Below are 25724 nucleotides of genomic sequence, written 5' to 3'. Positions count from 1 at the left end.
ACTGGAGGATCCTCAGCGGCGCCGAACGCCGTTGTGGAACATCCGCCGTTCCGTCATCGGACATTTCCTATAAAGTTGATAGGGAAGTCACTATTGTCCCCATCGACACGCACATCACCACACGAAGGGGATCTCTCGCACATGCTCATCGCACGCTGGCGGCGTGTCGCCGCCGCCGCGACCGTCGTGGTCGCCGCCCTCGGCGCCGGCGCGTCGCTCGCCACCGCCGACACGCCCACCGCCCCGCCGCCGGTCACGGTCCTGACGCACGGCAGGGTCGGCCACGGCAGCTTCTTCGTCTCGCCGTTCGGGGCGACCGACAGGTACGCCAACGGGCCGGAGATCCTCGACCAGGACGGCAACGTGCAGTGGTTCCACCCCGTGCCCGCGGGCCAGGAGGCGGCCGACTTCCGGACCCAGACGCTCGGCGGCCGGCCGGTCCTGACGTGGTGGCAGGGCACCGGCCTCGGCGGCCTGGCCAAGGGCACCAACTACATCTACGACGCGCAGTACCGCCAGATCGCGACGGTCGACGCGGGCCACGGCTACAGCGCCGACGGCCACGAGTTCCTGATCACTCCACGCGGCACCGCGCTGATCCTCGCCTACACGCAGTCCACCGCCGACCTCACGTCGATCGGCGGGCCGGCCAACCAGGCGGTCATCAACGGCGTCGTGCAGGAGATCGACATCAGGTCGGGCAAGGTCCTGTTCGAGTGGAACAGCGCCGACCACGTGCCCTATGGGCAGAGCGAGCAGCCGCTGCCGGCGTCGGCGAGCCAGCCGTGGGACTGGTTCCACATCAACGCCGTCAAGCTGGACACCGACGGCAACCTGCTGCTCGACGCCCGGAACACCTGGACCTTCTACAAGGTCGACCACCGCAGCGGGCGCGTGTTGTGGCAGCTCGGCGGCAAGGCCAGCGACTTCAAGCTCCAGGCCACACCCGGCCAGAAGCTCAACACCGCCGGGACCATCTTCGCCTGGCAGCACGACGCCGAGGCCCACGGGAACAACACCTACACGTTGTTCGACAACGAGTCGGCAGGGATCGCGAACACCGGCACCGACGCAGCGTCCGAGTTCCCCACCAGCCGCTCAGTCACGGTGAAGGTGGACCCCCACTCCCGCACCGCGACCCTCATCAGCTCCTTCAATTAACCCGAAGCCCAGATCGCCCCCTCCCAAGGCAACTCCCAGCTGACCGCCGACAACAACACCGTCATCGGCTGGGGCTCCCTGCCCTACTTCTCCGAGTACGACACCTCCGGCGACCTCCTCTACAACGCCCGCTTCCCCGACGGCGTCAACAGCTACCGGGCCTACCTGCTGCCCTGGAACGACGGCGGCTGGCACGGCCACGACGCCTCCGTGCACCACGGCAAGCGCCGCTGATCAACCGCCACCACGCCCGCCCAACCTCCTCGGCCCCACGCCGAGGAGGCCGGCGGCGCCGTCGATCGGGACGGCGGGATTTGAACCCGCGGCCCCCTGCTCCCAAAGCAGGTGCGCTACCAGGCTGCGCCACGTCCCGAAGGCGGGGAGTGTACCCGGGAGGTGGAGGGGGCTGGGGTAGCACGGGACCTCCCCTGGGCGGGGGAAGATGGACGCGAAGATAGGTCAGCGCCCCGACCCTGAGTAGAACAGGCGTCCAGAATCCCCCGGCCGAGGGATCAGGGGCTCCGGGCTGCGGCCGAGAACAGGAGGGAGGCCGCAGCGTTGTTCCCGCTTCTGCCGCGCCGCCTCTGCCGTTCGTCCTCCCTCCTCCGAACCTGCCTGAGCCGACTCCATGCGCCGACTCCGATTCCTGCTGCCCGCGTTCGCCGCCACCCTCGCGATCGCCGCGCCTGCCGCCAACGCCAACGTCAACGCCGCCGCTGCGAAGCACCGCGCCTGCGCCGGCGCCAACCTCACGCCGAGCGCCACCTCGGCCACGAAGGTCCGCCTCGCCACGCTGTGCCTGCTCAACCGCCAGCGCACGCTCCACGGCCTGCGCCGCCTGCGCGCCCAGCGCAGCCTCTCCCACGCCGCGACGAACTACGCGCGGCTGATGGTCCACAAGCACTTCTTCGACCACGTCTCCCCCTCGGGCTCGACGATGGCCCAGCGCATCGGCCGCACCGCCTACCTGCACCACACCCGTGCTTGGTCGCTGGGCGAGAACCTCGCCTGGGGCGCGAACACGGCCTCGACGCCGGCCCAGATCGTCAACGCCTGGATGCACTCCGCGCCGCACCGCCGCAACATCCTCGACGCCCACTTCAAGGAGATCGGGATCGGCATCGCCCTCGGCGCCCCGACCGGCGTCTCCGGCGCCACCTACGTCAACGAGTTCGGCCGCCGCGCGTAGCCGCACCGCGCGCGGGTACCGTGTGTCGACCCATGGCCGACGTCCAAGCCTTCCGCGCCCTCCACTACGACCTCGGCGTCGTCGGCTCGCTGCAGTCGGTGATCGCCCCGCCGTACGACGTCATCGACCCGCAGCAGCGCGCCGCCCTCGCGGCGCGCTCGCAGCACAACGTCGTCACGGTCGACCTCCCGGAGGCCCCGCTCGGCGGCGACGCCTACGAGGAGGCGGCCCGCCTCCTCGACCTCTGGAAGCGCCAGGGCGCCGTCGTCCGCGACGACACCCCCGCCCTCTGGGCCCTCCAGCAGGACTACACCGGCCCCGACGGCCGCGCCCTCACGCGCCGCGGCTTCTTCGCGCGCGTGCGTGTAGAGGAATACGGCCCCGGCAAGATCCGCCCGCACGAGCGCACGCATCCCGGGCCCAAGGAAGACCGGCTGCGCCTCACGCGCGCGACCAAGACCAACATGTCGCCGATCTTCAGCCTCTACGACGACCCCGAGCAGAAGGCCTGGCGCGCGCTCCAGGATCAGATCGCCGGCACCGACCCGTGGGGCGAGGCGACCGACGCCGACGGCACGCTCAACCGCCTCTGGCGGATCTCCGACGGCGCCGCGATCGGCCGCGTCAAGATGGCCCTCGGCGACACCGAGCTGCTGATCGCCGACGGCCACCACCGCTACGAGACCGCGCGCGTCTACGCCGAGGAGATCGGCGGCGAGGGCGAGCACCGCTACGTCCTGATGTGCCTCGTCGCGCTCCAGGACCCGGGCCTGACGATCTTCCCGACCCACCGGCTCCTCAACAACCTCAGCGACGCCGAGGTCCAGCAGAAGCTCGGCCGCTACCTGCGCGAGCACTTCGAGGTCACCGAGATCGACAAGTCCGAGCTGCGCCCGCCGGACGACCCGACCGCGTCGACCCCGCTGACCATGGGCTACATCGACTCCTTCCACCAGCAGGCCTACCGCCTCGTGCTCAAGGACCAGGGCGAGGCGGACGCCGCGCTGCAGGACCAGCCCGAGCCCTACCGCCACCTCGACACCGCGGTCCTCGAGTCGCTCATCTTCCAGGGCGTGCTCGGCATGACCGAGGACGACGTCGCCCACCTCAACGGCCTCGGCTACTCCCGCACCGACGAGGAGGCGCTCCAGCTCGTCGAGTCCAAGGAGTACGACTGCGCCTTCTTCCTGCGGGGAAGCCCTGTCCGCCAGGTCCAGGAGATCGCGGCCGCGGGCGTCAACATGCCGCCCAAGTCCACGTTCTTCTACCCCAAGGTCCCCACGGGCCTCGTGTTCAACCCGCTCGCCTAGACCCATTTGCCATCATCGATGCCCATGAAGGCCACCGCCACCCGCGCCGGCAACCTGCGCCAGGCCATCCGGATCCGCGACTTCAACCTCACGATCGACGAGCCTGCGGACAAGGGCGGCGAGGACACCGGCCCCAGCCCGCAGGAGATGCTCGCCGCATCGCTCGCCGCGTGCACCGCCATCACGATGGAGATGTACGCCAAGCGCAAGGGCTGGGACGTCGGTGACGTCGAGGTCGCCTGCGATTACACGCCCGCCGAGCGCGGCTGTCCCACGCGCTTCAACCTCGTCATGCGCTTCCCGGACTCGATGTCCGACGAGATGGTCGAGCGCCTGCGCGTGATCGCCGCCAAGTGCCCGGTCCACCGGACGCTCGAGGGCGAGGTCATGTTCGACGAGCGTGTCGAGCGCGTCTCCCTCGCCCGCTAGCCCGGGGCGCGCGGAGCTGCGGGCGCTGCTCGACGGCGTCCTCCTCGATCCCGTCGAGGCGGCCGCGCTCGACGTCCACGGCCGCACCGACGCGGCCGTGCTGGTCCCGCTGTTCCTCGGCGCCGACGGCGCGCCGCGGGTCGTCCTGACCCGCCGCCGGGAGGACCTGCGCCGCCACGCCGGCGAGATCTCGTTCCCGGGCGGCCGCGAGGAGGACGACGACGCCGACCTCTGCGCGACCGCGCTGCGCGAGGCCCAGGAGGAGATCGGCCTGGACCCGGACGGCGTCGAGGTGATCGGCGCGCTGCAGCCGACGCCGACGATCGCCACGAACTTCGCCGTCTACCCCTTCGTCGGGCTGATCGAGCCCGGGACCACCTGGCGCCCCGCCGAGGCCGAGGTCGCCGAGGTCCTGGAGCTGCGCCTCGACGACCTCCGCGCGGGCCATGACCGCCGCCGCATGCTGCGCCGCGGCGTGCCGTTCCGGACCGACACCTACGTCGTCGGCGACCACCTCGTCTGGGGCGCGACCGCCCGGATGCTCGCCGACCTCTTCGAGCGCATGGACCGCGCGGCGGCCGAGGCAACCGCTACAACATGACCGCCCCTGCGCCGATCATCCTCGACTGCGACCCGGGCCACGACGACATGGTGGCGATCCTGCTCGCCGCCGGCTCCCCCGCGATCGACCTGCGGGCGATCACGACGGTCTCGGGCAACGGCGGGCTCGACGCGGTCACGCGCAACGCGCTGCTGACGTGCACGCACGCGGGGATCCGGGACGTCCCGGTCGCCGCCGGCTGCGCGGTCCCGCTCGTGCAGCCGCGCCAGATCGCGCAGGACGTCCACGGCGAGAGCGCGATGGACGGCGCCGACCTCGGCGAGCCCGACGTGCCGCTCGACCCGCGCCACGCCGTCGACCTGATGGCCGACATCCTCAACAACTCCGCCGACCCCATCAGCTTGGTCCCGACCGGCCCGCTGACCAACGTCGCGCTGCTGCTGCGCCGCCACCCGGAGCTTCAGCCGAAGATCAAGGACATCGTGTTGATGGGCGGCGCGGTCCGGGGCGGCAACCGCCAGCCGCTGGCCGAGTTCAACATCTGGGCCGACCCCGAGGCCGCCGACATCGTCTTCACCTCCGGCCTGGACGTGACGATGTGCCCGCTGGACGTCACCCACCAGGCGCTCGCCACAGCGGAAGTCCTAAGCGAGATCGAAGCACTCGGGACCCCGCTGGCGCGCCTCGTCGTCGCCCTCCTCGGCTTCTTCGCCGACCGCTACAACAGGCTCTGGGGCTTCCCGGCCGCGCCGGTCCACGACCCGGTCGCGGTGGCGCGCATCATCGATCCGCAAGTTGTCGGCGTCGTGGACGCCAACGTCCAGATCGAGCTGACCGGCACCTGGACCCGCGGGGCGACGGTCGTCGACCACCACGGCTACACCGGCCGCCCGGCCAACGCCCGCGTGGCCCTGGAGCTCGACCACGCGGGGTTCTGGGCGCTCGTCACCGAGGCGATCGGCCGGCTGGGCAAAGCCCGCGAAAATCGCCCCTAGGCGATTCTTCGCTGAGGGAGTCGCCCTCTGGGCGACTACCCCTTTTCAATCGGGACGTCGACCAAGTTCCCCCACTCGGTCCACGAGCCGTCGTAGTTCTTGACGTCGTCGCGGCCGAGCAGCTCGTGCAGCACGAACCACGTGTGCGCCGAGCGCTCGCCGATGCGGCAGTAGGCGATGATCGACGGGCCGTCGAGCACGCCCTTGCCGCCGTAGAGCTCCTTGAGGTCGGCGGCGGACTTGAAGGTGCCGTCCTCCTTGACCGCCTGCGCCCACGGGATCGACGCCGCGCCCGGGATGTGGCCGCCGCGCTGGGCGCCCTCCTGCTCGTAGCCGGCCATCGCGATCAGCTCGCCCGAGAACTCCTGCGGCGAGCGGACGTCGACGAGCTTGCGGTCGTCGTCCAGCGCGGCGAGCACCTCGTCGCGCTTGGCGCGGATCGCGTCGTCGCCGGCCTGCGCGCGGAACGTCGTCGGCTCGTGGGACGGGACGTCGGCGGTCGTCGGGCGGCCCTCGGAGACCCACTTCTCGCGCGGGCCGTTGACGAGCAGCACCCTGTCGTGGCCGTAGTACTTCAAGTACCAGTAGGTGTAGGCCGCGAACCAGTTGTTGCGGTCGCCGTAGAGGACGACCGTGTGGTCGTTGGAGATCCCGTGCCTGCCGAACAGGTCGCCGAACGCGTCCGGGCCGAGGAAGTCGCGCTTGACCTGGTCCTGGAGGTCCTTCCTCCAGTCGAAGCCGATCGCGCCCGGGATGTGGGCGTCGGCGTACAGCGCGGGGTTCTCGTCGACCTCGACGATGCGGATCGACGAGTCGTCGAGATGCTCCTCGACCCAGCTCGTCTCGACCAGCACGTCCTTCGCGTAGTCGCTCACGCGCTCGCTCCTCTCTGGGCCGCCAGGACCCCGTCGATGTCCTCCAGGACGGCGGAGACCCACGCGTCCTGGTCCTCTCGCGGGGTATCCAGGATCGCGTACGGGATCTCGTTGTAGGTCGCCATGCGGTCAACGATCGCGGCGCCCTCCGCTGTCCCCTCGTAGACCATCCCGCGCACGGTCGTGTCGATCGTGCGCTCCATCATCATCGTCAGCCGCGAGCCGTGCAGGTCCCCGGCCGGCGCCCGGCCCATCAACCACAACAACACGGTCACGTTGTCCAAGCCGTAGCGCAGGGAGCCGATCCGGTCCGGGTCCCCGATGTAGGCCTCGCCGCCCGCCTCCTGGATCTCCGGCACGAACGCCTCGTGGCGCGTCACGAACCGGACGGCGTGGCCGTCGGCGGTCAGCCGCCGTGTCAGCTCCAGCCCGGGGCGCCCGCCCCCGACGAGCAGCGCTCTCACGCGTCGTCTCCGAGGATCGACCTGCGGTACTCGTCGATCGTGATCTCCGGCAGGCCCCTGGCCCGGCGGCGCGCGTTCTTGGCGTCCAGCATCTGGACGACCTCCAGTTCTGCGAGGTGGTCCTCGCGACGCTTGATGGTGTCGGCGAGGTCGGCGCCGACGCTGGCGCGCACCCCCTCCTCGGTCAGCTCGGGCGCACCGCGCGCGCGGCGGCGCGCGTTGGCCGCCTCGAGCATCTGGTCGAGGTCGTCGATCTCGTTCTGGATCTCCAGCTCGGCGGAGCGCGTGGGCCTCCAGTCGAGCGTGTCGGCGCCGGTCCGCGGATGGAACAGGCCGAGGAGGACGAGCCCGACGAGCATGCCGCCGACGATGCCGAGCATGATGACGGCGAAGGGGTCCACGAAGGGGCGAGTTTAGACGTCCGGCCTGTCTCGGCGCGCCCGCGCGGCGCCCGATCCGGCAAGCTGGTGGGATGAGCACACCGCAGGTGATCGGCGTCGTCGGCGCGGGGACGATGGGCTCGGGGATCGCACAGCTCGCGGCCCAGAGCGGGGCACGGACGTTGTTGTACGACCCGGTCGACGGGGCGGCCGACGCCGGCGTGGAGCGCGCACGCGCCGGGATCGCCAAGTTGGTGGACAAGGGCCGCCTGGGCGGAGACGCGCGGGAGATCGGCGCGCGGCTGGAGGTCGCCGACGACCTGGAGGCCTTCGCGCTCTGCGAGCTGGTGATCGAGGCGGCGCCGGAGCGGCTGGACCTCAAGCACCAGATCTTCGGCGAGCTGTCGCGGGTCGCGCCGCGCGCGGTGCTGGCGTCCAACACGTCGTCGATCCCGATCACGTCGATCGCGCCCGCCGCGGCCGACCCGACGCGCGTCGTCGGCCTCCACTTCTTCAACCCCGCGCCGCTGATGCAGCTCGTCGAGGTGATCGCGGGCCTGGAGTCCAGCGACGAGGCGCTGGCCGTCGCGCGCGCCGCGGGCGAGGCGATGGGCCGGCGCGTCATCGACGCCGCCGACGGCCCGGGCTTCCTGGTCAACCGCTGCAACCGGCCGTTCGGGCTGGAGGCCCTGCGGCTGCTGCAGGAGCGCCTCGCGCCGGTCGAGGCGGTCGACGCGATCGTGCGCGCCGCCGGGTTCCGGATGGGGCCGTTCGAGCTCCAGGACCTGGTCGGGATCGACGTGGGCTTCGAGGTCTCCAAGTCGTTCCACGAGCTGAGCTTCGGCGAGCCGCGCTGGCGGCCGTCGCCGCTGAGCGCGCAGAAGGTCGCGGCCGGGCACCTCGGCCGCAAGACCGGGCAGGGCTGGTACGCCTACGACGAGGACGGCGTGGCGGTCGACCGCCCGGACGACCCGGAGGCGCCGGAGCCGGGCGCGCCCGCCGGCGTCGACGGTCCCGTGATCATCTCCGGCTTCCTGCCGGTCGCCGACGAGCTGCGCGCGCTGGCCGACGAGGCCGGCTTCGCCGTCGAGGACGAGGCCGACGGCGCGGTGCCGTGGCTGATCGTCGAGTGCGGGCCGCCCGACGACGACGCGCCGGTCCTGCAGGGCGCGCCGCGCGTGATCCTGTGCGCCGAGGGCGCGCTGCAGGCGCTGGACCAGGGCGGCGCGGCCGCGGGCTTCCACGCGCTGTCGCCGATCGGGCTGGTCGAGCTGACCCGGACGCCCGCCACCGCCGACGTCGCCGCCGCGCGCGCCGAGATGTTCTTCGGCGGCCTCGGGCTGCCGTCGGTCTGGGTCGGCGACGCGCCCGGGCTCGTGCTCGGCCGGATCGTCGCGCAGGTCGTCAACGAGTGCGCGTTCGCGGTCGGCGAGGGCATCGGGAGCGCCGAGGACGTCGATGCCGGGATGAAGTTGGGGTTGAACTACCCGACCGGCCCGCTGGCCTGGGCCGACGAGATCGGCCTCGACCACATCGTGATGATCCTCGACGGCCTGCGCGAGGAGTACGGCGAGGAGCGCTACCGCTGCGCGCCGCTGCTGCGCCGCATCACCGAGTTCCACGACCACGGCCACGAGCACTTCCACGAGGATCACGGCTCGCCGTGATCTCACGCCGCGCCGGGTCGTAGCGTTGTACCGGCAGTGATCCCCTTCCAGCGCTTCCTCGACGAGCAGCGAGAGCCGGTCTTCCGGTTCCTCGTCGCCTCGGTTGGGCGGGATGCGGCCGACGACTGCTTCCAGGAGACGTTCCTGGCGGCGATGAAGGCGTACCCGAAGCTGCGCGCGAACTCCAACCCGCGCGCGTGGGTCATGACGATCGCCCACAACAAGGCGCTCGACCACCACCGGGCCAGGGCGCGCCGGGCGATCCCGGTCGAGGAGGTCCCGGAGGTCGCGTCGTATGACGCGGCGCCCCGCGACGAGGCGACCTGGGCGCGCGTCCACGCGCTCCCGCCCAAGCAGCGCGCGGCGGTCCTGCTGCGCTACGCCGGCGACCTCACGCACGCCGAGGTCGCGGTCGCCATCGGCTGCTCGGAGGAGGCGGCGCGCCGCTCGGCCCACGAGGGCCTCAAGAAGCTCCGCGAGGAGATGACCACCACATCATGAGCGACAACTTGACCCCGCCCGCGTTCGACCCCGCCGCGCTGGAGGCCGCCACCGCGCGCTTCACGCAGGCGGCGCAGCCGGACATCTCCTACACCTTGATCGACTCGCCGATCGGCGCGCTGGTCGCCGCCGCGACGCCGCAGGGCCTCGTCCGCCTCGCCTACGAGGACTTCAACGGCGGCGTCGACCAGGTGCTCGACGCGTTGTCGGCCAAGCTGAGCCCGCGGATCCTCGAGCAGCCCGCCAAGCTGGACGCCGTTCGGCGCGAGCTCGACGAGTACTTCGACAACAAGCGCACGGACTTCGACGTCCCGATCGACTGGGCGCTGTACTCCGACTTCGGCCGCCGGATCCTCCAGGCGACCGCGGAGATCCCGTTCGGCCACACCGCGTCCTACGGCGACGTGGCGCGCGCGGCGGGCAACCCGAAGGCCTCGCGCGCGGCAGGCCGGGCACTCGGCGCCAACGCGATCCCGATCATCGTCCCCTGCCACCGGATCATCGGCACCAGCGGCAAGCTGACCGGCTACACCGGCGGCATGCACCGCAAAGAGGCACTCCTCCGGCTGGAGGGGATCGCCTTCTAGCGGGGCGGCCTAGCCCTGCTTGGGCTTGGGCGCCGGCTGCGGCGGCTGCGTGGTGCTCGCCTGCGGGGCGGAGACGGGGGTGACCTTGGGGTACTGGAAGGTGTGGGCTGCGGCGTGCATGTCTATGGAGAACTACGCATCGGCGGCCGCGGAGTTGCGGCCGCCCGCGTTAAGCGATGTTGTTCGTCGTGTTGAGCAAGATCCCTTGCGCGCGTTTGACGATCAGTTGTTGATGGCCTTCAGCTGGCACGGGATCGTCGCCGCCGATGTGCCGCTGGAGCCGTCGGCGTAGGTGAAGGAGCCGAAGAACGGCCAGCCCGGCTTGGCGCACGACGTCGGGGCCTCGATGAACGGCACGCCGCCCCTGCCGGTCCCGCCGACGGTGACGTCGAACTCGGTGATCGCGGCGTCGTTGTCACCAACGGTCCGGATCCGCCCGACGGGCAGGTCGAGCTTGAACCCGTACTTGCCCGACGTCCTGGTCAGTGTCCCCTCGAGCGTGATCACGACCGTCTGCAACGCACGCGCGTAGATGAGGAGCTTGCGCCCCGACCCGGCCTTGGGCCCGTTGAACACGGTCACGTCGGCGGGGAAGTCGGTCATCAGCGCGTTGGCGATCGCCCTGCCGCTGCCGATCCGTGCCTTCTGCGAGCAGCCCATCGGGCCCTTGGCCTGCAGGACCGGCATCGTGCAGGTCGCGAACGCCTCGGGGTGCACCTGCGCGCCCTTCGTGAACGAGAAGACCATGTGGTTGACCGGCTCCGGGACGCTGCCGTCGCTCATCCCGAGCGACGCGCCGAGCGACAGGTTGACGATCCACGGCCTGCCGCCCTTCTGCTGGCGGACCAGCTCGGCGCCGATGTTGAGCTGCTGGGTGTGGTCGGCGGCGAGCGCCGCGACCGGCGCGGCGACGGCGCCGAGCGCCGCGGCCGCGAGCGCGGCGGCGAGGGTCCGGATCATCATGGTGTTGCTCCTCCTCCTGGATGGGACAGCGGTGCGACGTGCGGGAAGCTCGCCGTGGGCCGGGACTGCAGGACGCACGGCGGGGCGGCCGCGTGCCCGTCGTTCAACACGAAGTGCATGATCTGCTGGAGCATGTTGATGGAGAACCCGCCGGCAGCCCTGCTCGTGTCGAGCTTGGGGAACGCTAGCGTTTCCTCACACGCGCTGCTGCCGTCGTCGAAGACCGTGCCCGCGGCCTCCGGGTAGGGGTTCAGCCGCGACCACGACTGGCGCGTCTCGTACTGCGCGAGGCTCGCCGGGTTCAGCGCCATCCCGGCGCGCGCGTAGTGGACCGGCGCCCCGTCGGTGCCGTAACCCGCGGTCGTGGCGTTGGTCGCCGCGGTCAGGTTGGCGACCAGCGACGTCAGCGTCCACGCGCGCAGCTCGATGTAGGCGAGCACCGGCTGCAGCTGGTCCAGGAACGGCTGGAACTGCGCGACGAACGGCCGCGCCTGAACCAAGAGCCGCCGCGTCGCGGGCAGCCCGGCGCGCGCCGCGTCCTCGGCGCCCGGCAGCGCGTGCGCCAGCGCGCGCAGCTCCGGCGCCGCGGCGCGGACCGCGGGCGCGGCCGCCGAGAGCGCGCGGGCGCCGGGGCGCAGCGCGGTCAGCACCGGGTCGGCGCGGCGCTGGAAGCGCGAGACCCGCGCGAGCAGCCGCCGCGACTCGGCCTCGAAGGCCGGCAGGGCCCGGAACGTCCCCGCGAGCCCGTCGGCCCCGCGCGCCAGCGCGCCGGTCGCGCGCTCCCCGTTGACGATCGCGCCCTGCAGCGCGTCGCGCCGCGCGCTGACCGCGTCGAAGACGACGCCCGTGTTGGCGACCAGCGCCGAGACCTCGTCCCGCTGATCGGCGAGCCGCGCCAGGACCGGCGTCAGCGCCTCGGCGAACCCCGGCAGCCGGCCGAGCGCCGCGTTCAGATCGGACCCACCGGTCCCGCCCAGCGCGGTCGCCTGCGTCTGGATCCAGTCGCTCAGCGCGCGCCGCGTCGCGGGGTCGAACGTCCGCAGCACCTCGTCGATCTCGACGCTCGGCGCCACGTTCGCGCTCGCCAGCCGCCCGCCGTCGCGGACCGCGGCCGCCCGCGCGGTCCCGGGCGTCAGCTCCAGGAACTCCTCGCCCGCCAGCGACTTGCGGCGGATCATCGCGCGCACGTCGCCGCGCAGCGGCGCGTAGCGCGCGTCGAGCTCCAGGACCGCGTCCTTGCGGTCGCCCGCCGCCGGGCGCACCGCGATCACGTGCCCGACCGCGACGCCCGAGATCCGGACGTCGGCCTGGACCGCCAGCCCGTCGGCCTCGGGCAGCGCGACGACGACCCGGTAGCCCTCCGGCTTGAACGGGACCGCGCCGCCGAACGCGTTCCACAGCCACAGCATCAGCCCGAAGCAGGCCAGCGCGAAGCCGACCACCACGACGAGCCGCGCGGGGCGCAGCGATTCGGTCCTCAACGGCCCTCCCTAACCCTCGACCTGAGGGTTAGAATGGCCCCATCACCAGCGGTCAACAGCCTCTCCCAGTCGGTCCTGCCCCGTCACGGGGCGGGCGACTGTAGACCGGCGAACACCGTCATTTCCAGGGGATCGACGCCCTAACTCGGCAAGATCCTGCGTTCCTTGAGCCGATTTCACCCTTTGGGATGACGAAGATCAGCCTTCGGGTGGATGCCCTGGGTGAGTCGCTCGCTCTACGGTCGCCTTCTCGCCGAGCGGGAGCCCGTGATCCAAGGAGGAACCCGGGAAGCAAGGCGAGATCAGCAGGGGAAGGTCAAACCATCAAGGAGGAGGACTGGTGTCCCTCAAGAGTAGCCTTTGGCGCTACCTCGGGCTCCTCGCAGTTGCCGCTCTGGCGGTCGGCGTCATGGCCGGCCCGGCGTCTGCGAAGAAGCTCAGCGCGAAGCAGCGTGCCGCTGTCCGCACGCAGCTCCGCAAGGAGATCAAGAAGAACCCGAAGGCGATCAGCCGGAAGTCGTTCGTCAAGCGCGCGTCGCTCGTCGACTTCACGCTCCCGGTCACGATCAAGCTCCGCGGCGCGTCCGCGGCGAACAACCCCAACCAGGCGAACCTCGACCTGGGCGCCTCCCTGGGCAAGCGCACGCTGAACCTGGGTGGCTCGCTGGCGGCGCAGATCCAGTTCCACGACTCGTACGACGGCGGCGCCCTCGGCAACGTGGACCTCAAGATCCTGCCGTCGGCCAGCAAGACGCTGTCCTCGACGTCGCTGCCGCTGCTCTGGAACACCCAGGTCAGCGACCCGGCGACGAACTGGAACAGCTCGCTGATCGGGGCTCCGAACGAGGGTTGCGGCGACTTCGTCGGCGACACCAACGTCGGCTTCCCGAACGTCCCGGGCGCCCCCGGCGTCCCGTTCTACCCGGACCTGGCGACCGCGGTCACCCACGGCACGCCGAACGGCTTCCTGCCGGAGATCCCGGGTGTTGACGGCCTCGACAAGATGGCCGCCTCCGCTGTCCCGGGCAACAACAACAACGTCGGCGGCAACCCGACGCCGTTCCCGTCGGGCGCGGTCACGGATCCGAGCACGAGGGCGTCGTACGCCCCGGGCTACAAGGACGCCGTCCTGCGCACCGGCGCGCTGAAGCTGGCCGTCGCCCCGGTGGGCGCCGCGACCAACGCCGGCGCTGAGGGCACGCAGAACATCACGATCGGCCAGTCCGGCGGTCAGGCGAACCTGTTCGGGAACATCCCGGGCAAGGCCTACGGCATCGACGTCACCGTGTCGCTGTCGACCCAGATCAACTCGATCCTGCGCTCGGTCGCGCCGGATGCGTACCCGTTGATCTCGGGCGGCCCCTACCCCGGCGCGGCCTTCGGCTGCCGTCAGGCGTGGACGGGCACCGTGCAGAACTACATCCCGGGCGTCAAGCTCAAGGGCTCCCTGCACATCTCCCCGGCCATCACGGCCTCGGGCCTCCGCATCGCCAAGGCGTCGCTGAGCTCCCTGGGTGACCCGGCGCACGTCGCGCTGGCCGCCTGCCTGTCGCCGCAGGCTCCGTTCGCCGCCGACTCCAGCGATCCGTCCGCCGCGGTCCCCACGACCACGGCGCACACGCTGGACACGACGACGACCCGTCCCATCGACGAGCTCAACGCCCGTCCGGCCCCGACCGACACCTGCGACTCCGTGCAGTCGCCGCAGGTGAGGGGTGCCGCGTTCAACGGCATCGCCAACCCGACCGACCCGGCCTACACGACCGCGTCGGACGGCTCGAAGGTCTCCGTCTCGGGCGACATCTCCGTCCAGGACATCGAGGCCGACATCATGATCGGCGACGTCAACTAGCAGCACCCGCAGTACCGCGTAGCACCTGGTGGGAACGAGCCCCGGCCGCAAGGCCGGGGCTCACCCCCTCCGGCAGGGACAGCAGAAATTCTCCGGGAGAGAGAGCAACGATGGACCGCGACACGATGTCTTCCCACCGCCACGGCCGGCGGATCCTCACGCGACTGGTCGCCCTCTGCGCCGTCGCCTTCGCCGTTGTCGGCCTGAGCGTCGCCGCCGCCGGCAGCATCGGGACCTCCGCAGCATCCGCTTCCGCGACGCCCACCGCCTCCGCCGCCGCGGACACGTGCGTCGCCCAGATCAAGAAGGGGACGAAGCTCGTCCCGCTCTACGAGACGTACTACAAGTACGCCTACAGGAAGAAGAAGGGCTCCAAGTCCTACAAGAAGGTCGTCGTCAAGGCCAAGCGCAAGCTCAAGACGACCTGCTCGCGCCAGTGCGCGCGCACCGTCACCAAGAAGCAGAAGCGCTACAGGTACAAGACGGTCACGAAGGTCGTGAAGGGCAAGAGGAAGAAGGTCAGGGTCCGCGTCGGCAAGCCCAGGACCGTGACCGTGACCGTGCCGGTCTACAAGACCGTGAAGAAGACGGTGTCGGTCAAGAAGGGCAACCGGATCGTCAAGGTCAAGAAGAAGGTCAAGGTCTACACCTTCCAGAAGTGCGCGACGACGTCCAACAGCGCGTCGGGCACGCCGGTCCGGATCTCGCTGCTGCCCGGCTCGGTCGCCACGCTGGACTTCGGCGCCTTCGTCCGCAACGCGCCGCTGAGCGGTGACCTGTCCGGCTTCATCCCCGGCGGCTACCAGCTCAGCCAGGACAACCAGATCTCGCTGTCGCGCGGCTCGATCGGCATCGCCGCCACCGACGTCTTCATCGACGACGACTGCGGCGGCCAGGTCTCGTCCTCGATCAAGACCAACCCGACCAGCAACGTGTACCTGGACCCGGCGCGGTCGAGCACGTCGATCCTGACCGCCGCCGGCGGGGTCACCGCGACGGTCTACACGGACATCCGGCTCGCGCTGGACCTCCGCAACGACGACAGCGGCTGCAACAGCCCCTACATCTCGACCGGCTACCAGGACATCCCGCAGACCTTCTTCTTCAAGGGGAAGCTCGAGAAGGGCCTGGGCCTGACCAAGCTGCACCTGACCTCGGCGCCCGACCCGCTCGACGTCCAGGCCTGCCTGTCGCCCGGCTCGCCGACGAGCCCGTGCAACGGCTTCGCGATCCCGCTCCCGATCATCGTCAGCACCTCGCTGTACGTGAAGATCTCGATCGGTTAGGACGGCCGTGCGGGGTGCGGTGATCGGATCGGCCGCGGCGGTGCTCGCCGCGGCCGCGGCCGCCGCAGGAGCGCCGGACGGACGCGCTGCGGCGTGGTCGCTGCACCCCGAGGTCACCCTGCCGGCCGCCGGCTACTGCCTGCCGGCCAACGGCGTCGGCGCCCAGGTCGCGCAGCTGGTCGGCGCGGCCGGCCTGGCGCCGGTGGTCACGGCGCCGATCGCGATCCTCGACGACGGCGTCGACGCCGGAGCGCCGGAGCTGGCGGGCCGCGTCCTGGCCGGCGTGGACGCGACGACCGGCCAGCCGTTCTCCGGCGACCGCAGCGGCCACGGCACCGCGGTCGCGGGGCTGGCGGCGGGCGCGGGGCCGGGCGTCGTCGGCGTCTCCCCCGCCAGCCCGATCCTGCCGGTCCGGATCTACGACGCGACCGGCGCGGCGACCGCGGCGGCGATCGCGAAGGGCATCGGGCTCGCGGTCGACCGCGGCGCGGGGACGATCCTGATCTCCGGCTGGGCGGCGGTGGGCGCCGCGACCGCCGACGACCTCCGGGCGCTGAGCACCGCGATCGGCGACGCGCTGGCGCGCGGCGCGGTCGTCGTCGGGCCCGACGGCGGGACCGGCGACGCGACGACCGCGACGCTGCCGGCGCTCCTGCCCCACGTCGTGGTCGCCGGCTCGATGACGCTGGGCTCGCTGCAGTCGACGTTCAACAGCACGGGCGCCTACCTCGACGTGATGGCGCCGGGCGAGGGCGTGATCGCGCCGCTGCCGCCCGCGGCCTGCGGCTTCGGCTACGGGCTCTCGACCGGGACGTCGTTCGCCGCCGCGACGCTGGCGGGCGCGGTCGCGCTGATCCAGAAGCTGCACCCGGCCGCCGGCGCGGCGCAGGTCTTCGCGATCGCGCGGCGCAGCAGCGCGACCGACCTCGGCGTCGGCGGCCGCGACGACGCCACCGGCTACGGGCTGCTCAACGTCGCGGCGGGCATCGGCGCGGCGGTCCCGGTCGTCAGCGCCGCGGCGCCCGAGCCCGACGACGACCCGCACTGGCTGCGCGGGAGGTACGCGAGCAGGCACCCCAAGCTGCTCTCGAGGACCAAGCTGCGCTTCTCGCTCCAGGGCGACCTGTCGCCGGCCAAGGACCCGGCCGACGTGTTCCCGGTGTCGTTGAGCGTCGGCGACCGGCTCGTCGTCAACGCGACCGCAGCCGACCCCGGCGCGGTCCTGGAGCTCGACGTGCTCGACCCGCGCGCCGGCGACTTCGACGTGACCGACGACGCCGACGACTACGTCGCGGCCGGGACCGGCGGCTACGTCAACGACCCGGAGATCGACCTGCGCGCGAGGCGCGCCGGGACGTACTACATCGCGGTCACCCCCACGCCCGCCGACGACAGCTCCGGCGACCCGATCCCGGACGTCGTCCCCTACCGCCTCAGCGCCTACAAGCAGCCCCACAGGGCCAAGGCCAAGAAGAAAGCACGTCGTTGATGTCGTTGTTGTACAAGTTCCTGCTCGCCGCGCTCGTCGCGCTCCTGCTGGCCGCGGGCAGCGCGTCGGCGTTCCCGACCACCGTGCGCGTCGAGGCGCCGACGTCGGCGGGCGGCCTGGTGCCGCGCACGAGCGTCGACCTCGACCCGGCCGGCGCGGTCACGCGCCCCGGCACCGCGGGCGACGTCACGTGCGCGGGCGACAGCCCGATCGCCGCGCTGGACAGGGCGACCGGCGGCGCGTGGAGCGGCACCGGCGCCGACGCGTCCACGTTCGCGGTCACGAAGATCAAGACCGGGCTCGACACGAGCATGATCCTCACCAACCCGCCGAGCTGGATCGCCTACATCGGCGCGGTCCGCTCGACGGCGCCGTGCAGCGACCACGTGCCGGCCAACACCGAGGTGCTGTTCTACCCGCTGTGCGCGGCCAGGAAGGCCAACAACTGCTGGACGGGCACGCCGATGGGCGTCCACCTCTTCGACACCGGCAACTACGAGATGGCCTCCGAGAACGTCACCTTCGGCTCGCCGCTGGCGATCTACGCGATGCAGGCCTCCAACGGCCAGTGGACGACGACGTCGACCGCCCTCGTCACGACCGACGAGGGCGCCTCCGTGCTCAGCAACTCCACGCTGCGCGGCGACGGCGTCGCCTACGTCAACCTCCAGAACGCCGGGCCGCACACGGTCACCGTCAACGCTCAGGAGGGCAGCGCGCCGCCGTCGCGGCTGCAGGTCTGCTCGACCGACGGCGGCGACGGCAACTGCGGGACCGTCAGGGACGACCCGCCGCCGTTCGTCGTCACCAACTACCCGTCGGACTGCCTGACCAACGGCCACGACGGCAACTGCGGCACGCCCGACACGTCCGGCCCGGTGGCGACCGTCACCAACATCAAGGACAGGCAGGTCTTCAAGAAGCGCCACGGCCCCGGCCAGGTCAAGGGGACGCTGGCGCTGGACCCCAACGGCGTCGGCGGCGTCCAGATGCGGCTGACGCGGACGGTGAGGACCAGGGTGAAGGTCAAGGTCAAGGCCAGGAAGAAGGCCAAGCGGGGCAGGAGGACCAAGGTCAAGTACAGGTACAAGACCGTCACCCGCTGCACCCAGTGGAACGACTCGACGGCCCTCCTGCAGTCGATGAGGAGGTGCGGGACCAAGTACGCCACCTGGTTCCCCGGCGACGTCGGCGACCCGGTCTCGACGTTCTCCTACAGCTTCGCGATGACGCTGCCCGCGGGCAGCTACGTCCTGGAGGTCAAGGCCTCCGACGAGAACAGGTACATCGACGCGCCGGCCCCGGGCCGCAACGTCATCCGCTTCACCGTCAAGTAGCGACGGTGAAGCGGAGCCGCTGCGCGGCGGCGACGCTCGCCGCTAGCGGCGGGCGCCGGTGGCGAGGAACAGGCTGACGGCCTCGGTGCGGTTGGCCGCGCCGAGCTTGCGCAGGATGTGGCGGACGTGGGACTTCACGGTCGCCTGGGAGATCACGAGCGCCGTGCCGATCGCGGCGTTCGACGCGCCCTCGCTCATGAGGTGCAGGACCTCCAGCTCGCGCGCGGTCAGCGATGCGAGGCGGCCGGGGTGGCCCGACAGCTCGCCGTCGAGCTCGGCGCCGCCGAGCCGGGCAGCGGTCAGCAGCGGCTCCTCGGCGGGCTCGCCGTCCTCGTCGGCCGCGCGGCGCGTGCCGCGGCCGGCGATGTCGTCCATCGCCCAGCCGATCCCGGTCGCGAACGTCCAGAGCAGCTCGCGGTCGAGCTCGTCGAGCACCCTGCCGGTGCCGAAGTGGTCGGCGTGCAGCAGCCCGACCGTGTGGCCGTCGCGCACGATCGGCGCCACGACGTAGGACGACGTGCGCGCGACGTGCGTCAGCGGCCGGAACAGCCCGGTCGCGGTCTGCGCGTCGCGGACGAGCACCGGCATCTGGCGGACGACCGCCTCGTGCTCGGGCGCGCAGCGGTCCAGCCGCGGCCGGACCGCGCGGGCCAGCCGCGCGAAGTCGGCGGCCATGATCGGATCGCCCTCGAAGCTCACGCTCGCGAAGCTCACGCGATCGCCGCGGATGTGGGACAACATCGCGCGTTCGAAGCCGACGGCGCGGCACGCTTCGCGCGGCGCGGCCGAGACCAGCCGCGCGACCGAGTCCAAGCTGGACAGCCGCGTCATCGCGCGCTGAACGCCGCGCAGGCGCTTGGCCGCCTCCGCTACGGGACCCAATGGACGAGTCAGCACATCCATGGCTTGCAAGTGACCCCTTCTCCTCCCTAAGACGGAGGCGATCGTACCCCCGGTTTGGGTGGATGGCAAGAGATCTGGCCATGGCACGCGCGGGTTCCTCATCCAAAGGGCTGAGACGGCCGATGCGCTCCGCGCCATGGATGGCACGCCGCACCGTTCCCGCCTGCTCGTCGCGCTGCTCTGCGCGGCGCTCCTCGCCGTCACGCTCGCCCCCGTCGCGGCGCGTGCCGACGACAACCCCGCCGCCAGGTGGCCGACCGGCGGCTCGACGCTGCACCTGCTGCTGGCGATGGGCGCCGACCACTGGGGCATGACGCCGTGCGGCGGCAAGGTGTCGATCCGCTGGGGCACGCTGGACCCGTCGCTCAACGCGCAGTCGTCGTGGGTCAACCCGGTCGACGACTTCGGTCAGCCGTCGCGCAACAGCGACTGCCAGGTGACGCTGTCGACGGCGACGACGTGGGACTGGCCGAAGCTGTGCACGGTCGTGATCCACGAGATCGGCCACCTCGACGGCCACGACCACGTCGCCGACCCGACCGACATCATGTACTTCAGCTACGTGCAGCCGGCGCCGGAGTGCGCGGCGATGGCCGAGCCGGCCGAGACCGGCGTGCCCGCGGCACCGCGCGCCGCCGCGACCCCGCCGAAGAAGCCGGCGAGGGTCGCGAAGGCGAAGGTCGTCAAGAAGAAGACGAGGGCGAAGCGGCGCCGCTAGGCCGTCTCGGCCGCGGGCGCCCACTGCGCCTCGGCCAGGTCGCCGCTCTCCTCGAGGGAGGGCGGCGTCGGGACCTGGGGCGTGTCGCGCAGGTACCACTCGGCGTCGAGCGCGGCCTGGCAGCCGGAGCCCGCGGCGGTGATCGCCTGGCGGTAGGTGTGGTCGACGAGGTCGCCGGCGGCGAAGACGCCCGGCGCGTTGGTCCGGGTCGAGCGGCCGTCGACCTTGACGTAGCCCTCGTCGTCGGTGGCGATCACGCCGTCGACGATCTCGCTCTGCGGCTCGTGGCCGATCGCGATGAACGCGCCGCCGATCTCGACGTCCTCGGTCGCGTCGGTCGCAGCGTGCTTGAGGCGCGCGATCCGCTTGAACGGGCCGTCGCCGGCCAGGAACGACTCGACGACGTACGGCGTCTTGAACTCGATGTTCTCCATCGCGCGAGCGCGGTCCTGCATGATCTTCGAGGCGCGCAGCTCGTCGCGGCGGTGGACGAGGACGACCTTGCGGCCGAACTTGGCGAGGAACATCGCCTCCTCCAGCGCGGAGTCGCCGCCACCGACGACCATGATCACCTGGTCCTTGAAGAACGCGGCGTCGCAGGTCGCGCAGTAGGACACGCCGGCGCCGGAGAGCTCCTGCTCGCCGGGCACGCCGAGCTTCTTGTGCTCGGCACCCATCGACAGGATCACCGTGCGGGCGCGGTAGACGTCCTGGCCGACGTGGACCTCGTGGATCCCGCCGGGCTCGTCGGAGAGCTTGACCGACGTCGCCTGGTCGGTGATGAAGCGCGAGCCGAAGTCCTCGGCCTGCTCGCGCATCTTGGTCATCAGCGTGGGACCGTCGATGCCGCCGGCCGGGAAGCCGGGGAAGTTCTCGACCTCGGTGGTCTGCTGGAGCAGGCCACCCCACATGAAGCCCTCGATCACGATCGGCTTCAGGTTGGCGCGCGCGGTGTACAGCGCGGCCGTGTAGCCCGCGGGGCCACTCCCGATGATGATCACGTTCTCGACGTCGGCTGCCATGTGGTGGGTCCTTCCCAGTTCAGGTCGCTTCACTTTGTATAGTACCGGGTCGCGGACGCCCGTTACAGAGGGTGCCAGCCCGCGCGGCAGGTTACGAGTGCGCCCGGCGCTCCAGCGCCTGCAGCGCGGCCGCGATCCGGCCCAGCGGCCTGCCGGCGACCGGCGCGGCGGCCCGGACGGACTCCGTCAGCGTCGCGCCGACGAGCAGGTCGATCAGGTAGTGCTCGCCGAGGTAGACGAGCGCGAAGCCGAGCGTCAGCGCGTAGGTCCAGCCGATCGCGCCCTCGACCGGTCCCGCCTCGGACAGCAGGTGCGCGGCCTGCAGCGACGTCGCGAAGTGCAGCGACGGCATCGCCGCCAGCGGGTTGCCGCCCAGCACCGCGTACATCGGCTCCCACGAGTCCTTCCAGAACGCCTCGCCGTGCTCGACCATCATGCGGCGGATCGCGACGTCGCCCTGCTCGCCGAGGCGGCCGTGCAGCGACGCGTACCACGGCGGCGCGGTCGGGACCGCCCAGTAGCCGATCAGGCCGAGGTCGAAGACCGCGTAGGTCAGCGCCGCCGTGCGCGGGAAGCGGTCCGGGTGGCGCCAGAGGATGTAGGCGACCGTGCCGTGCGGGAACAGGAACCAGAGCCAATGCGACCAGACCAGGACCTGGTCGCGCTTGCGGATCTTGCCGGGCACGGAGAACCAGCGCTGCAGGCGGACGTTGGGCATCTCGCCCAGGCCCAGGATCCGGTCGATCCGCGCCGGGTAGTCCAGGTGGACCTTGCGCTCCAGCGCCTCCGGGTCGTCGTTGGGCATCTGGTAGGTGACCGTGTACGCGTACATCTGCAGCGCGCACAGCGCGACGTCGCGCTTCTTGGAACGCGGCAGGGCGATGCTGAGGGCGATCGGTGCGGCAGCGGCGGAGGCGGAGACGACCGGCGGTGGGATCCGCGCACGCCGGCGAACGAGCGGGACCGTCACACCGGCCGCGACAACGCCCCACGCTGCAACGCGAAGGGCTGACGACAGGCGCATCGAGGCGGCCCATCCTAGTTGGTCGGTCGGCGCGGCGGACCTTCCGGCGTGCCGAGTCGATACCGTCGCCGACCAGTGAGCAGGCCGTCCCATCAAACCGCTGCCGCCGGGCGTGCGGCGTGAGCCCGATCGAGACGGAGCTCGAGCCCGGCGACGAGATCGCGGGCTACCGGATCACGGGGCTGGCCGGACGGGGCGGGATGGGCGTCGTCTACCGCGCCGAGCAGCTCGATCTGCAGCGGCCGGTCGCGCTGAAGCTGATCGCGACGCCGCTGGCCCGCGACGAGGCGTTCCGGGAGCGGTTCGTGCGCGAGTCGCGCGCCGCCGCGGCGATCGACCACCCCAACGTGATCCCGGTCTACAGCGCGGGCGAGGAGGGCGGGCGGCTCTACCTCGCGATGCGTTACGTCGACGGCGAGGACCTGCGGTCGCTGGTCGGCCGCGACGGGCCGATGGAGCCGGCGCGGGCCGCATCGGTGATCGCTCAGGTCGCCAACGCGCTGGACGCCGCGCACGCGCGCGGGCTGATCCACCGCGACATCAAGCCCGCGAACGTCTTGCTCGATCGCGATCACGCCTACCTGACCGACTTCGGGTTGACCAAGCGGCTGACCGGCGAGACGACGATGACGGGGTCCGGTCGGTGGGTTGGGACCTTGGGCTACATCGCGCCGGAGCAGATCCGGGGCGAGGGCGTGGACGCGCGCGCCGACGTCTACGCGCTCGGCTGCCTGTTGTTCTACGTGTTGACGGGCGTGGCACCGTACCGGCGTGACTCCGACGAGGCGACGCTCTACGCGCACCTCAACGACCCGCCGCCGGATGCCGCTGCCCTGGAGCCGGAGGTGCCGGTTGCGTTGGCCGCGGTGGTCGAGCGCGCGCTGGCCAAGGACCCGGACGAGCGCTTCCCGAGCGCGGGCGACCTCGGCCGCGCCGCGCTGGCCGCGGTCGGCGACGGGCCGACGCCGCCGCCCGAGCGCGTCGTCGCGCGCGGCGCCGCCGCGCCGGGTGGGCACGCCGACGACGAGACGATCGTGCCGGGCGGTGGTGGTCCGGACGCCCGGACGCGCACGCCGACGGCGCCGACCGCGCTCGCCCCGGGCGGTGCGCCGCCGCGCGGCGGGTCCGGGCGCGCCTGGATCGCGCCGGTGCTGTCGCTGATCGCGGGCGCGGCGGTGGTCCTGATCGCCGTCCTGCTGCTCAACGGCGGCAGGGACGACAACACGGCGGACACCACCGCGCAGACGACGCCGACCACCACGACCGACGGCGGCAGCGGCAGCGCGCGGGTGGTCAAGACCTACAGGGTGGACCCGCGCCCCAATGCCATCGCCTACGCGCGTGGGCGCGTGTGGGTCGGCAGCACGCGGACCGGGCAGCTGATCGGGCTGCCGGCGGCCGGGAACGGCAGGCCGCGCAGGATCAAGCTGCCGTGGAACGGCGGCACGACGTCGATCGCCGCGGGCTTCGGCTCGCTGTGGGTGACCAACGGGCCGCAGGCCCGCGTGGTCCGGATCAACCCGGCGACCGGCGCGGTGCAGGCCGACCGCGCGGTCGGGTCCGGCGAGGCCGACGTCGTCGCCACCGGCGAGGGTGCCGTCTGGATCGGGCGGCGGGCGATCAAGACCACCGACCCGCCGTCGTCGATCGTCAAGGTCGATCCGCACGGCGGCAAGACCACCGAGATCCCGTTCGGCCAGGAGGGCGTCAGCTGGATCACGACCGGCGGCGGCTACGTCTGGGTCCCGAACCGCCGCCGTGCGCGGCTGTCGCGGATCACGCCGTCCAACGGCGAGCGCAAGTCGACGCCGATCGGCCTCGGCAAGCATCGAGCCGTCTTCGGCGGCGGCCAGATCTGGGTGTCCAACTACGACGACGGCACGTTGACTCAGAACAACCGCGCGCTCGACAACTCGGCGCCCGTCGCCCTCTCGATCCGCGGCCCCCTCGGCATCGCCTACTCGGCCGGGACCGTCTGGGTGGCAAGCCAGCTCGACAACGCCGTCGTCCGCATCGACCCCAAGAAGGGCGAGGTCACCGGCACCCCGATCGAAGTCGGCCGAACCCCCTTCGCCATCACCGCCCACGGCAAATCCGCCTGGGTCACCAACCTCGCATCCGCGACCGTCTCGCGGATCGACCTCCGCTAGAGATCCCGGGGCGTGATGACGCCGCGCTGGAAGGCTTCGGCGACGAGGGTGGAGCGCTTCTGGTTCTGGGGCAGGGCTTCGATGCCGAAGCGCTGGAAGAGCGAGCGGAGGTGGGCTTTGACGGCGTCGACGCTGAGGTGCAGCTCGGCAGCGATCGCCTGGTTGGTCGCGGGTGTCGCGAACTCGGCCTGCTTGTAGGGACGGGCGAGCGCGACGAGCACCTGGCGCTGGGTCGACGGGATGTCGGTCAGCGTGAAGAAGTCGCCGGCGACGACGGTGTGCTCCGCGGAGTCCTCGGAGTCCGGGCGGCGATAGCCGAGCGTCGTGCGGCCGATGCGCAGGACGTCGCCGTCGCGCAGCCGGACGCGGCCGGAGATGCGGGTGCCGTTGACGAACGTCCCATTCCGCGACAACCCGTCGTCGACGACCGTCCACTCCCCCGCGATCCGCTCCAGCTCGGCGTGCAGCCGCGACACCTCGGTGTCCCACGGCAGCGGGACGTCGTTGGTCTCACCGCGCCCGACGCTCAGCCGGTCGCCGTCCAACCGCACCAACCGCTGCTGCCCGCTGCCGTCGCGCAGGACCAGGAACGGCGCACCGGCGCGCTCGGCGACCAGACGCTCCTGGATCTCGGCGGGCGACGCGGCGTGAGCCGCGAGCGGCGATTCCTCTCCGGACGACACATCCCGCAGCCTAGCCCTAGGTGTGAACGGACCTCACCTGGGGTGGCACACCTCTAGCCCTCGGGTCCCTGGGCACGCCACCGCATCGCGGCGAACATGGTGGACATGAGCAGCACCCTGACCCGCACTCCCCGCACTCCCCGCGCCGGCTCGGCCTCCGACGACGCGCTCGTCGCCGCCGCTCGCACCGGCTCCGACGCCGCCTTCACCGCGATCGTCCAGCGCTACGAGGCGCCGCTGACCGCCTACGCCCGCCAGGTCCTCGGCGGCCGGCATCACGACGCCGAGGAGGTCGTGCAGGACGCGTTCGTCCGCGCGCTGCGCTCGATGCGCTCCAACGACGCCGAGATCGCCCTGCGCCCGTGGCTGCACGCGATCGTCCGCAACCGCTGCCTCGACCAGCTGCGCAAGCCCAATCGCACGACCGACCTCGACCCGCACGAGGCCGTCCTCGCCGACCACGGTCCCGGCCCGGTCTCGATGATCGCCAACCGCCAGAAGCTCGACGACGTCGTCTCCGGCCTGGAGCAGCTCCCGGACCGCCAGCGCCGCGCGCTGGTCATGCACGAGCTGGAGGACCGCTCGCACAGCTCGATCGGCCGCGCCCTCGGCGTCTCGGCCGGCGCGAGCAAGGCGCTGGTGTGCCGCGCCCGCCAGGGCGTCGCCAACGCGCTGCGCTGACCATTTAGCGGGGAC

At 71.8% G+C, this 25724-nt stretch carries 25 protein-coding genes and 1 tRNA gene; 16 read left to right on the top strand and 10 right to left on the bottom strand.

The window, feature by feature from the left end; all coding sequences use genetic code 11:
• Window positions 1–141: 141 nt before the first annotated feature.
• The gene (locus H030_RS31025) at window positions 142–1161 is read left to right on the top strand and encodes an arylsulfotransferase family protein (protein WP_051222287.1); all 1020 of its coding nucleotides are present in this window, start codon (window positions 142–144) and stop codon (window positions 1159–1161) included.
• A 299-nt stretch (window positions 1162–1460) separates the two neighbouring features.
• Here the strand turns inward: H030_RS31025 and H030_RS0110455 are convergent.
• Window positions 1461–1534, bottom strand: a tRNA-Pro gene (locus tag H030_RS0110455).
• A 255-nt stretch (window positions 1535–1789) separates the two neighbouring features.
• Here H030_RS0110455 and H030_RS36845 point away from each other — a divergent pair.
• From H030_RS36845 to H030_RS0110430, 5 genes are read left to right on the top strand one after another with little or no spacing between them, the layout of a single operon-like run.
• Window positions 1790–2350, top strand: a complete 561-nt coding sequence (locus H030_RS36845) for a CAP domain-containing protein (protein ID WP_051222285.1) — start codon at window positions 1790–1792, stop codon at window positions 2348–2350.
• 32 nt (window positions 2351–2382) lie between these two features.
• The gene (locus H030_RS0110445) at window positions 2383–3660 is read left to right on the top strand and encodes a DUF1015 domain-containing protein (RefSeq protein WP_027006080.1); all 1278 of its coding nucleotides are present in this window, start codon (window positions 2383–2385) and stop codon (window positions 3658–3660) included.
• A 24-nt stretch (window positions 3661–3684) separates the two neighbouring features.
• Window positions 3685–4089, top strand: a complete 405-nt coding sequence (locus H030_RS0110440; protein ID WP_035126080.1) for an OsmC family protein — start codon at window positions 3685–3687, stop codon at window positions 4087–4089.
• A complete protein-coding gene (locus H030_RS31015) occupies window positions 4061–4690 on the top strand; it encodes an NUDIX hydrolase (RefSeq protein WP_051222282.1) in 630 nt (209 codons plus the stop codon). The genes H030_RS0110440 and H030_RS31015 overlap by 29 nt, the downstream gene beginning before the upstream one ends.
• Window positions 4687–5646 carry a nucleoside hydrolase gene (locus H030_RS0110430; RefSeq protein WP_027006078.1) on the top strand — a complete coding sequence of 320 codons (960 nt, stop codon included), beginning with the start codon at window positions 4687–4689 and terminating at the stop codon, window positions 5644–5646. The genes H030_RS31015 and H030_RS0110430 overlap by 4 nt, the downstream gene beginning before the upstream one ends.
• Before the next feature lie 35 nt (window positions 5647–5681).
• Here the strand turns inward: H030_RS0110430 and H030_RS0110425 are convergent, their stop codons facing one another.
• The 3 genes from H030_RS0110425 to H030_RS0110415 are packed head-to-tail and all read right to left on the bottom strand — an operon-like array spanning window position 5682 to window position 7386.
• The gene (locus H030_RS0110425) at window positions 5682–6521 is read right to left on the bottom strand and encodes a sulfurtransferase (RefSeq protein ID WP_027006077.1); all 840 of its coding nucleotides are present in this window, start codon (window positions 6519–6521) and stop codon (window positions 5682–5684) included.
• Window positions 6518–6985 (bottom strand): hypothetical protein, encoded by a 468-nt coding sequence (locus tag H030_RS0110420; RefSeq protein ID WP_027006076.1) that lies wholly within the window; start codon window positions 6983–6985, stop codon window positions 6518–6520. Before H030_RS0110420 ends, H030_RS0110425 begins: the two co-directional genes overlap by 4 nt.
• The gene (locus H030_RS0110415; protein ID WP_027006075.1) at window positions 6982–7386 is read right to left on the bottom strand and encodes a hypothetical protein; all 405 of its coding nucleotides are present in this window, start codon (window positions 7384–7386) and stop codon (window positions 6982–6984) included. The genes H030_RS0110420 and H030_RS0110415 overlap by 4 nt, the downstream gene beginning before the upstream one ends.
• Window positions 7387–7457: 71 nt before the next feature.
• Between H030_RS0110415 and H030_RS31010 the strand changes: the two genes are divergently transcribed.
• Genes H030_RS31010 through H030_RS31005 form a run of 3 tightly spaced genes read left to right on the top strand, consistent with a single transcriptional unit; the run spans window position 7458 to window position 10120 of the window.
• The gene (locus H030_RS31010; RefSeq protein ID WP_051222279.1) at window positions 7458–9032 is read left to right on the top strand and encodes a 3-hydroxyacyl-CoA dehydrogenase NAD-binding domain-containing protein; all 1575 of its coding nucleotides are present in this window, start codon (window positions 7458–7460) and stop codon (window positions 9030–9032) included.
• 36 nt (window positions 9033–9068) lie between these two features.
• Window positions 9069–9533, top strand: coding sequence for an RNA polymerase sigma factor (locus H030_RS0110405; protein WP_027006074.1), 465 nt, complete (start codon window positions 9069–9071; stop codon window positions 9531–9533).
• A complete protein-coding gene (locus H030_RS31005) occupies window positions 9530–10120 on the top strand; it encodes a methylated-DNA--[protein]-cysteine S-methyltransferase (RefSeq protein ID WP_035126077.1) in 591 nt (196 codons plus the stop codon). The genes H030_RS0110405 and H030_RS31005 overlap by 4 nt, the downstream gene beginning before the upstream one ends.
• A 222-nt stretch (window positions 10121–10342) precedes the next feature.
• On the opposite strand, the gene H030_RS0110390 is transcribed toward H030_RS31005, so the two are convergent.
• Window positions 10343–11083 carry a hypothetical protein gene (locus tag H030_RS0110390; RefSeq protein ID WP_155891965.1) on the bottom strand — a complete coding sequence of 247 codons (741 nt, stop codon included), beginning with the start codon at window positions 11081–11083 and terminating at the stop codon, window positions 10343–10345.
• Complete coding sequence (locus H030_RS0110385; protein ID WP_027006072.1) at window positions 11080–12564, bottom strand: MlaD family protein; 1485 nt, start codon at window positions 12562–12564, stop codon at window positions 11080–11082. Before H030_RS0110385 ends, H030_RS0110390 begins: the two co-directional genes overlap by 4 nt.
• A 340-nt stretch (window positions 12565–12904) precedes the next feature.
• Here H030_RS0110385 and H030_RS0110380 point away from each other — a divergent pair, with 340 nt between their 5' ends.
• The 4 genes from H030_RS0110380 (at window position 12905) to H030_RS0110365 (ending at window position 18528) form a co-directional block, all read left to right on the top strand.
• Window positions 12905–14416 carry a hypothetical protein gene (locus H030_RS0110380; protein ID WP_155891964.1) on the top strand — a complete coding sequence of 504 codons (1512 nt, stop codon included), beginning with the start codon at window positions 12905–12907 and terminating at the stop codon, window positions 14414–14416.
• Between the two features lie 125 nt (window positions 14417–14541).
• On the top strand, window positions 14542–15702 hold the full coding sequence (locus H030_RS0110375; RefSeq protein ID WP_155891963.1) for a hypothetical protein: 1161 nt from the start codon (window positions 14542–14544) through the stop codon (window positions 15700–15702).
• 19 nt (window positions 15703–15721) lie between these two features.
• Window positions 15722–17191 carry a S8 family serine peptidase gene (locus tag H030_RS0110370; protein WP_027006069.1) on the top strand — a complete coding sequence of 490 codons (1470 nt, stop codon included), beginning with the start codon at window positions 15722–15724 and terminating at the stop codon, window positions 17189–17191.
• Window positions 17191–18528 carry a hypothetical protein gene (locus H030_RS0110365; RefSeq protein WP_027006068.1) on the top strand — a complete coding sequence of 446 codons (1338 nt, stop codon included), beginning with the start codon at window positions 17191–17193 and terminating at the stop codon, window positions 18526–18528. Before H030_RS0110370 ends, H030_RS0110365 begins: the two co-directional genes overlap by 1 nt.
• A 42-nt stretch (window positions 18529–18570) precedes the next feature.
• Here H030_RS0110365 and H030_RS31000 read toward each other — a convergent pair whose 3' ends face one another.
• On the bottom strand, window positions 18571–19359 hold the full coding sequence (locus H030_RS31000) for a helix-turn-helix transcriptional regulator (protein WP_051222277.1): 789 nt from the start codon (window positions 19357–19359) through the stop codon (window positions 18571–18573).
• Window positions 19360–19567: 208 nt separating this feature from the next.
• Here H030_RS31000 and H030_RS0110355 point away from each other — a divergent pair, with 208 nt between their 5' ends.
• Entirely contained in the window at window positions 19568–20149 is a 582-nt protein-coding gene (locus tag H030_RS0110355) for a matrixin family metalloprotease (protein ID WP_027006067.1), read from the top strand.
• Here H030_RS0110355 and trxB read toward each other — a convergent pair.
• Together trxB and H030_RS0110345 are read right to left on the bottom strand one after the other, a co-directional pair.
• On the bottom strand, window positions 20146–21171 hold the full coding sequence (gene trxB, locus H030_RS30995; RefSeq protein WP_051222275.1) for a thioredoxin-disulfide reductase: 1026 nt from the start codon (window positions 21169–21171) through the stop codon (window positions 20146–20148). The two genes, H030_RS0110355 and trxB, sit on opposite strands and share 4 nt — an antisense overlap.
• 91 nt (window positions 21172–21262) lie before the next feature.
• On the bottom strand, window positions 21263–22141 hold the full coding sequence (locus H030_RS0110345; RefSeq protein WP_027006066.1) for a phosphatase PAP2 family protein: 879 nt from the start codon (window positions 22139–22141) through the stop codon (window positions 21263–21265).
• A 173-nt stretch (window positions 22142–22314) separates the two neighbouring features.
• Between H030_RS0110345 and H030_RS36840 the strand changes: the two genes are divergently transcribed.
• Entirely contained in the window at window positions 22315–24345 is a 2031-nt protein-coding gene (locus tag H030_RS36840; RefSeq protein ID WP_051222273.1) for a serine/threonine-protein kinase, read from the top strand.
• Here the strand turns inward: H030_RS36840 and H030_RS0110335 are convergent.
• Window positions 24342–24962 carry an FHA domain-containing protein gene (locus H030_RS0110335; protein WP_035127231.1) on the bottom strand — a complete coding sequence of 207 codons (621 nt, stop codon included), beginning with the start codon at window positions 24960–24962 and terminating at the stop codon, window positions 24342–24344. The genes H030_RS36840 and H030_RS0110335 overlap by 4 nt on opposite strands.
• Window positions 24963–25133: 171 nt before the next feature.
• Here H030_RS0110335 and H030_RS0110330 point away from each other — a divergent pair, with 171 nt between their 5' ends.
• Window positions 25134–25709 carry an RNA polymerase sigma factor gene (locus tag H030_RS0110330; protein WP_027006064.1) on the top strand — a complete coding sequence of 192 codons (576 nt, stop codon included), beginning with the start codon at window positions 25134–25136 and terminating at the stop codon, window positions 25707–25709.
• Window positions 25710–25724 lie beyond the last annotated feature (15 nt).

The organism is Conexibacter woesei Iso977N (assembly GCF_000424625.1).
Taxonomy (GTDB): domain Bacteria; phylum Actinomycetota; class Thermoleophilia; order Solirubrobacterales; family Solirubrobacteraceae; genus Baekduia; species Baekduia woesei_A.
The sequence above is the reverse complement of the archived record's forward strand: the minus strand, read 5'-3'. Positions and strand labels throughout refer to the sequence as shown.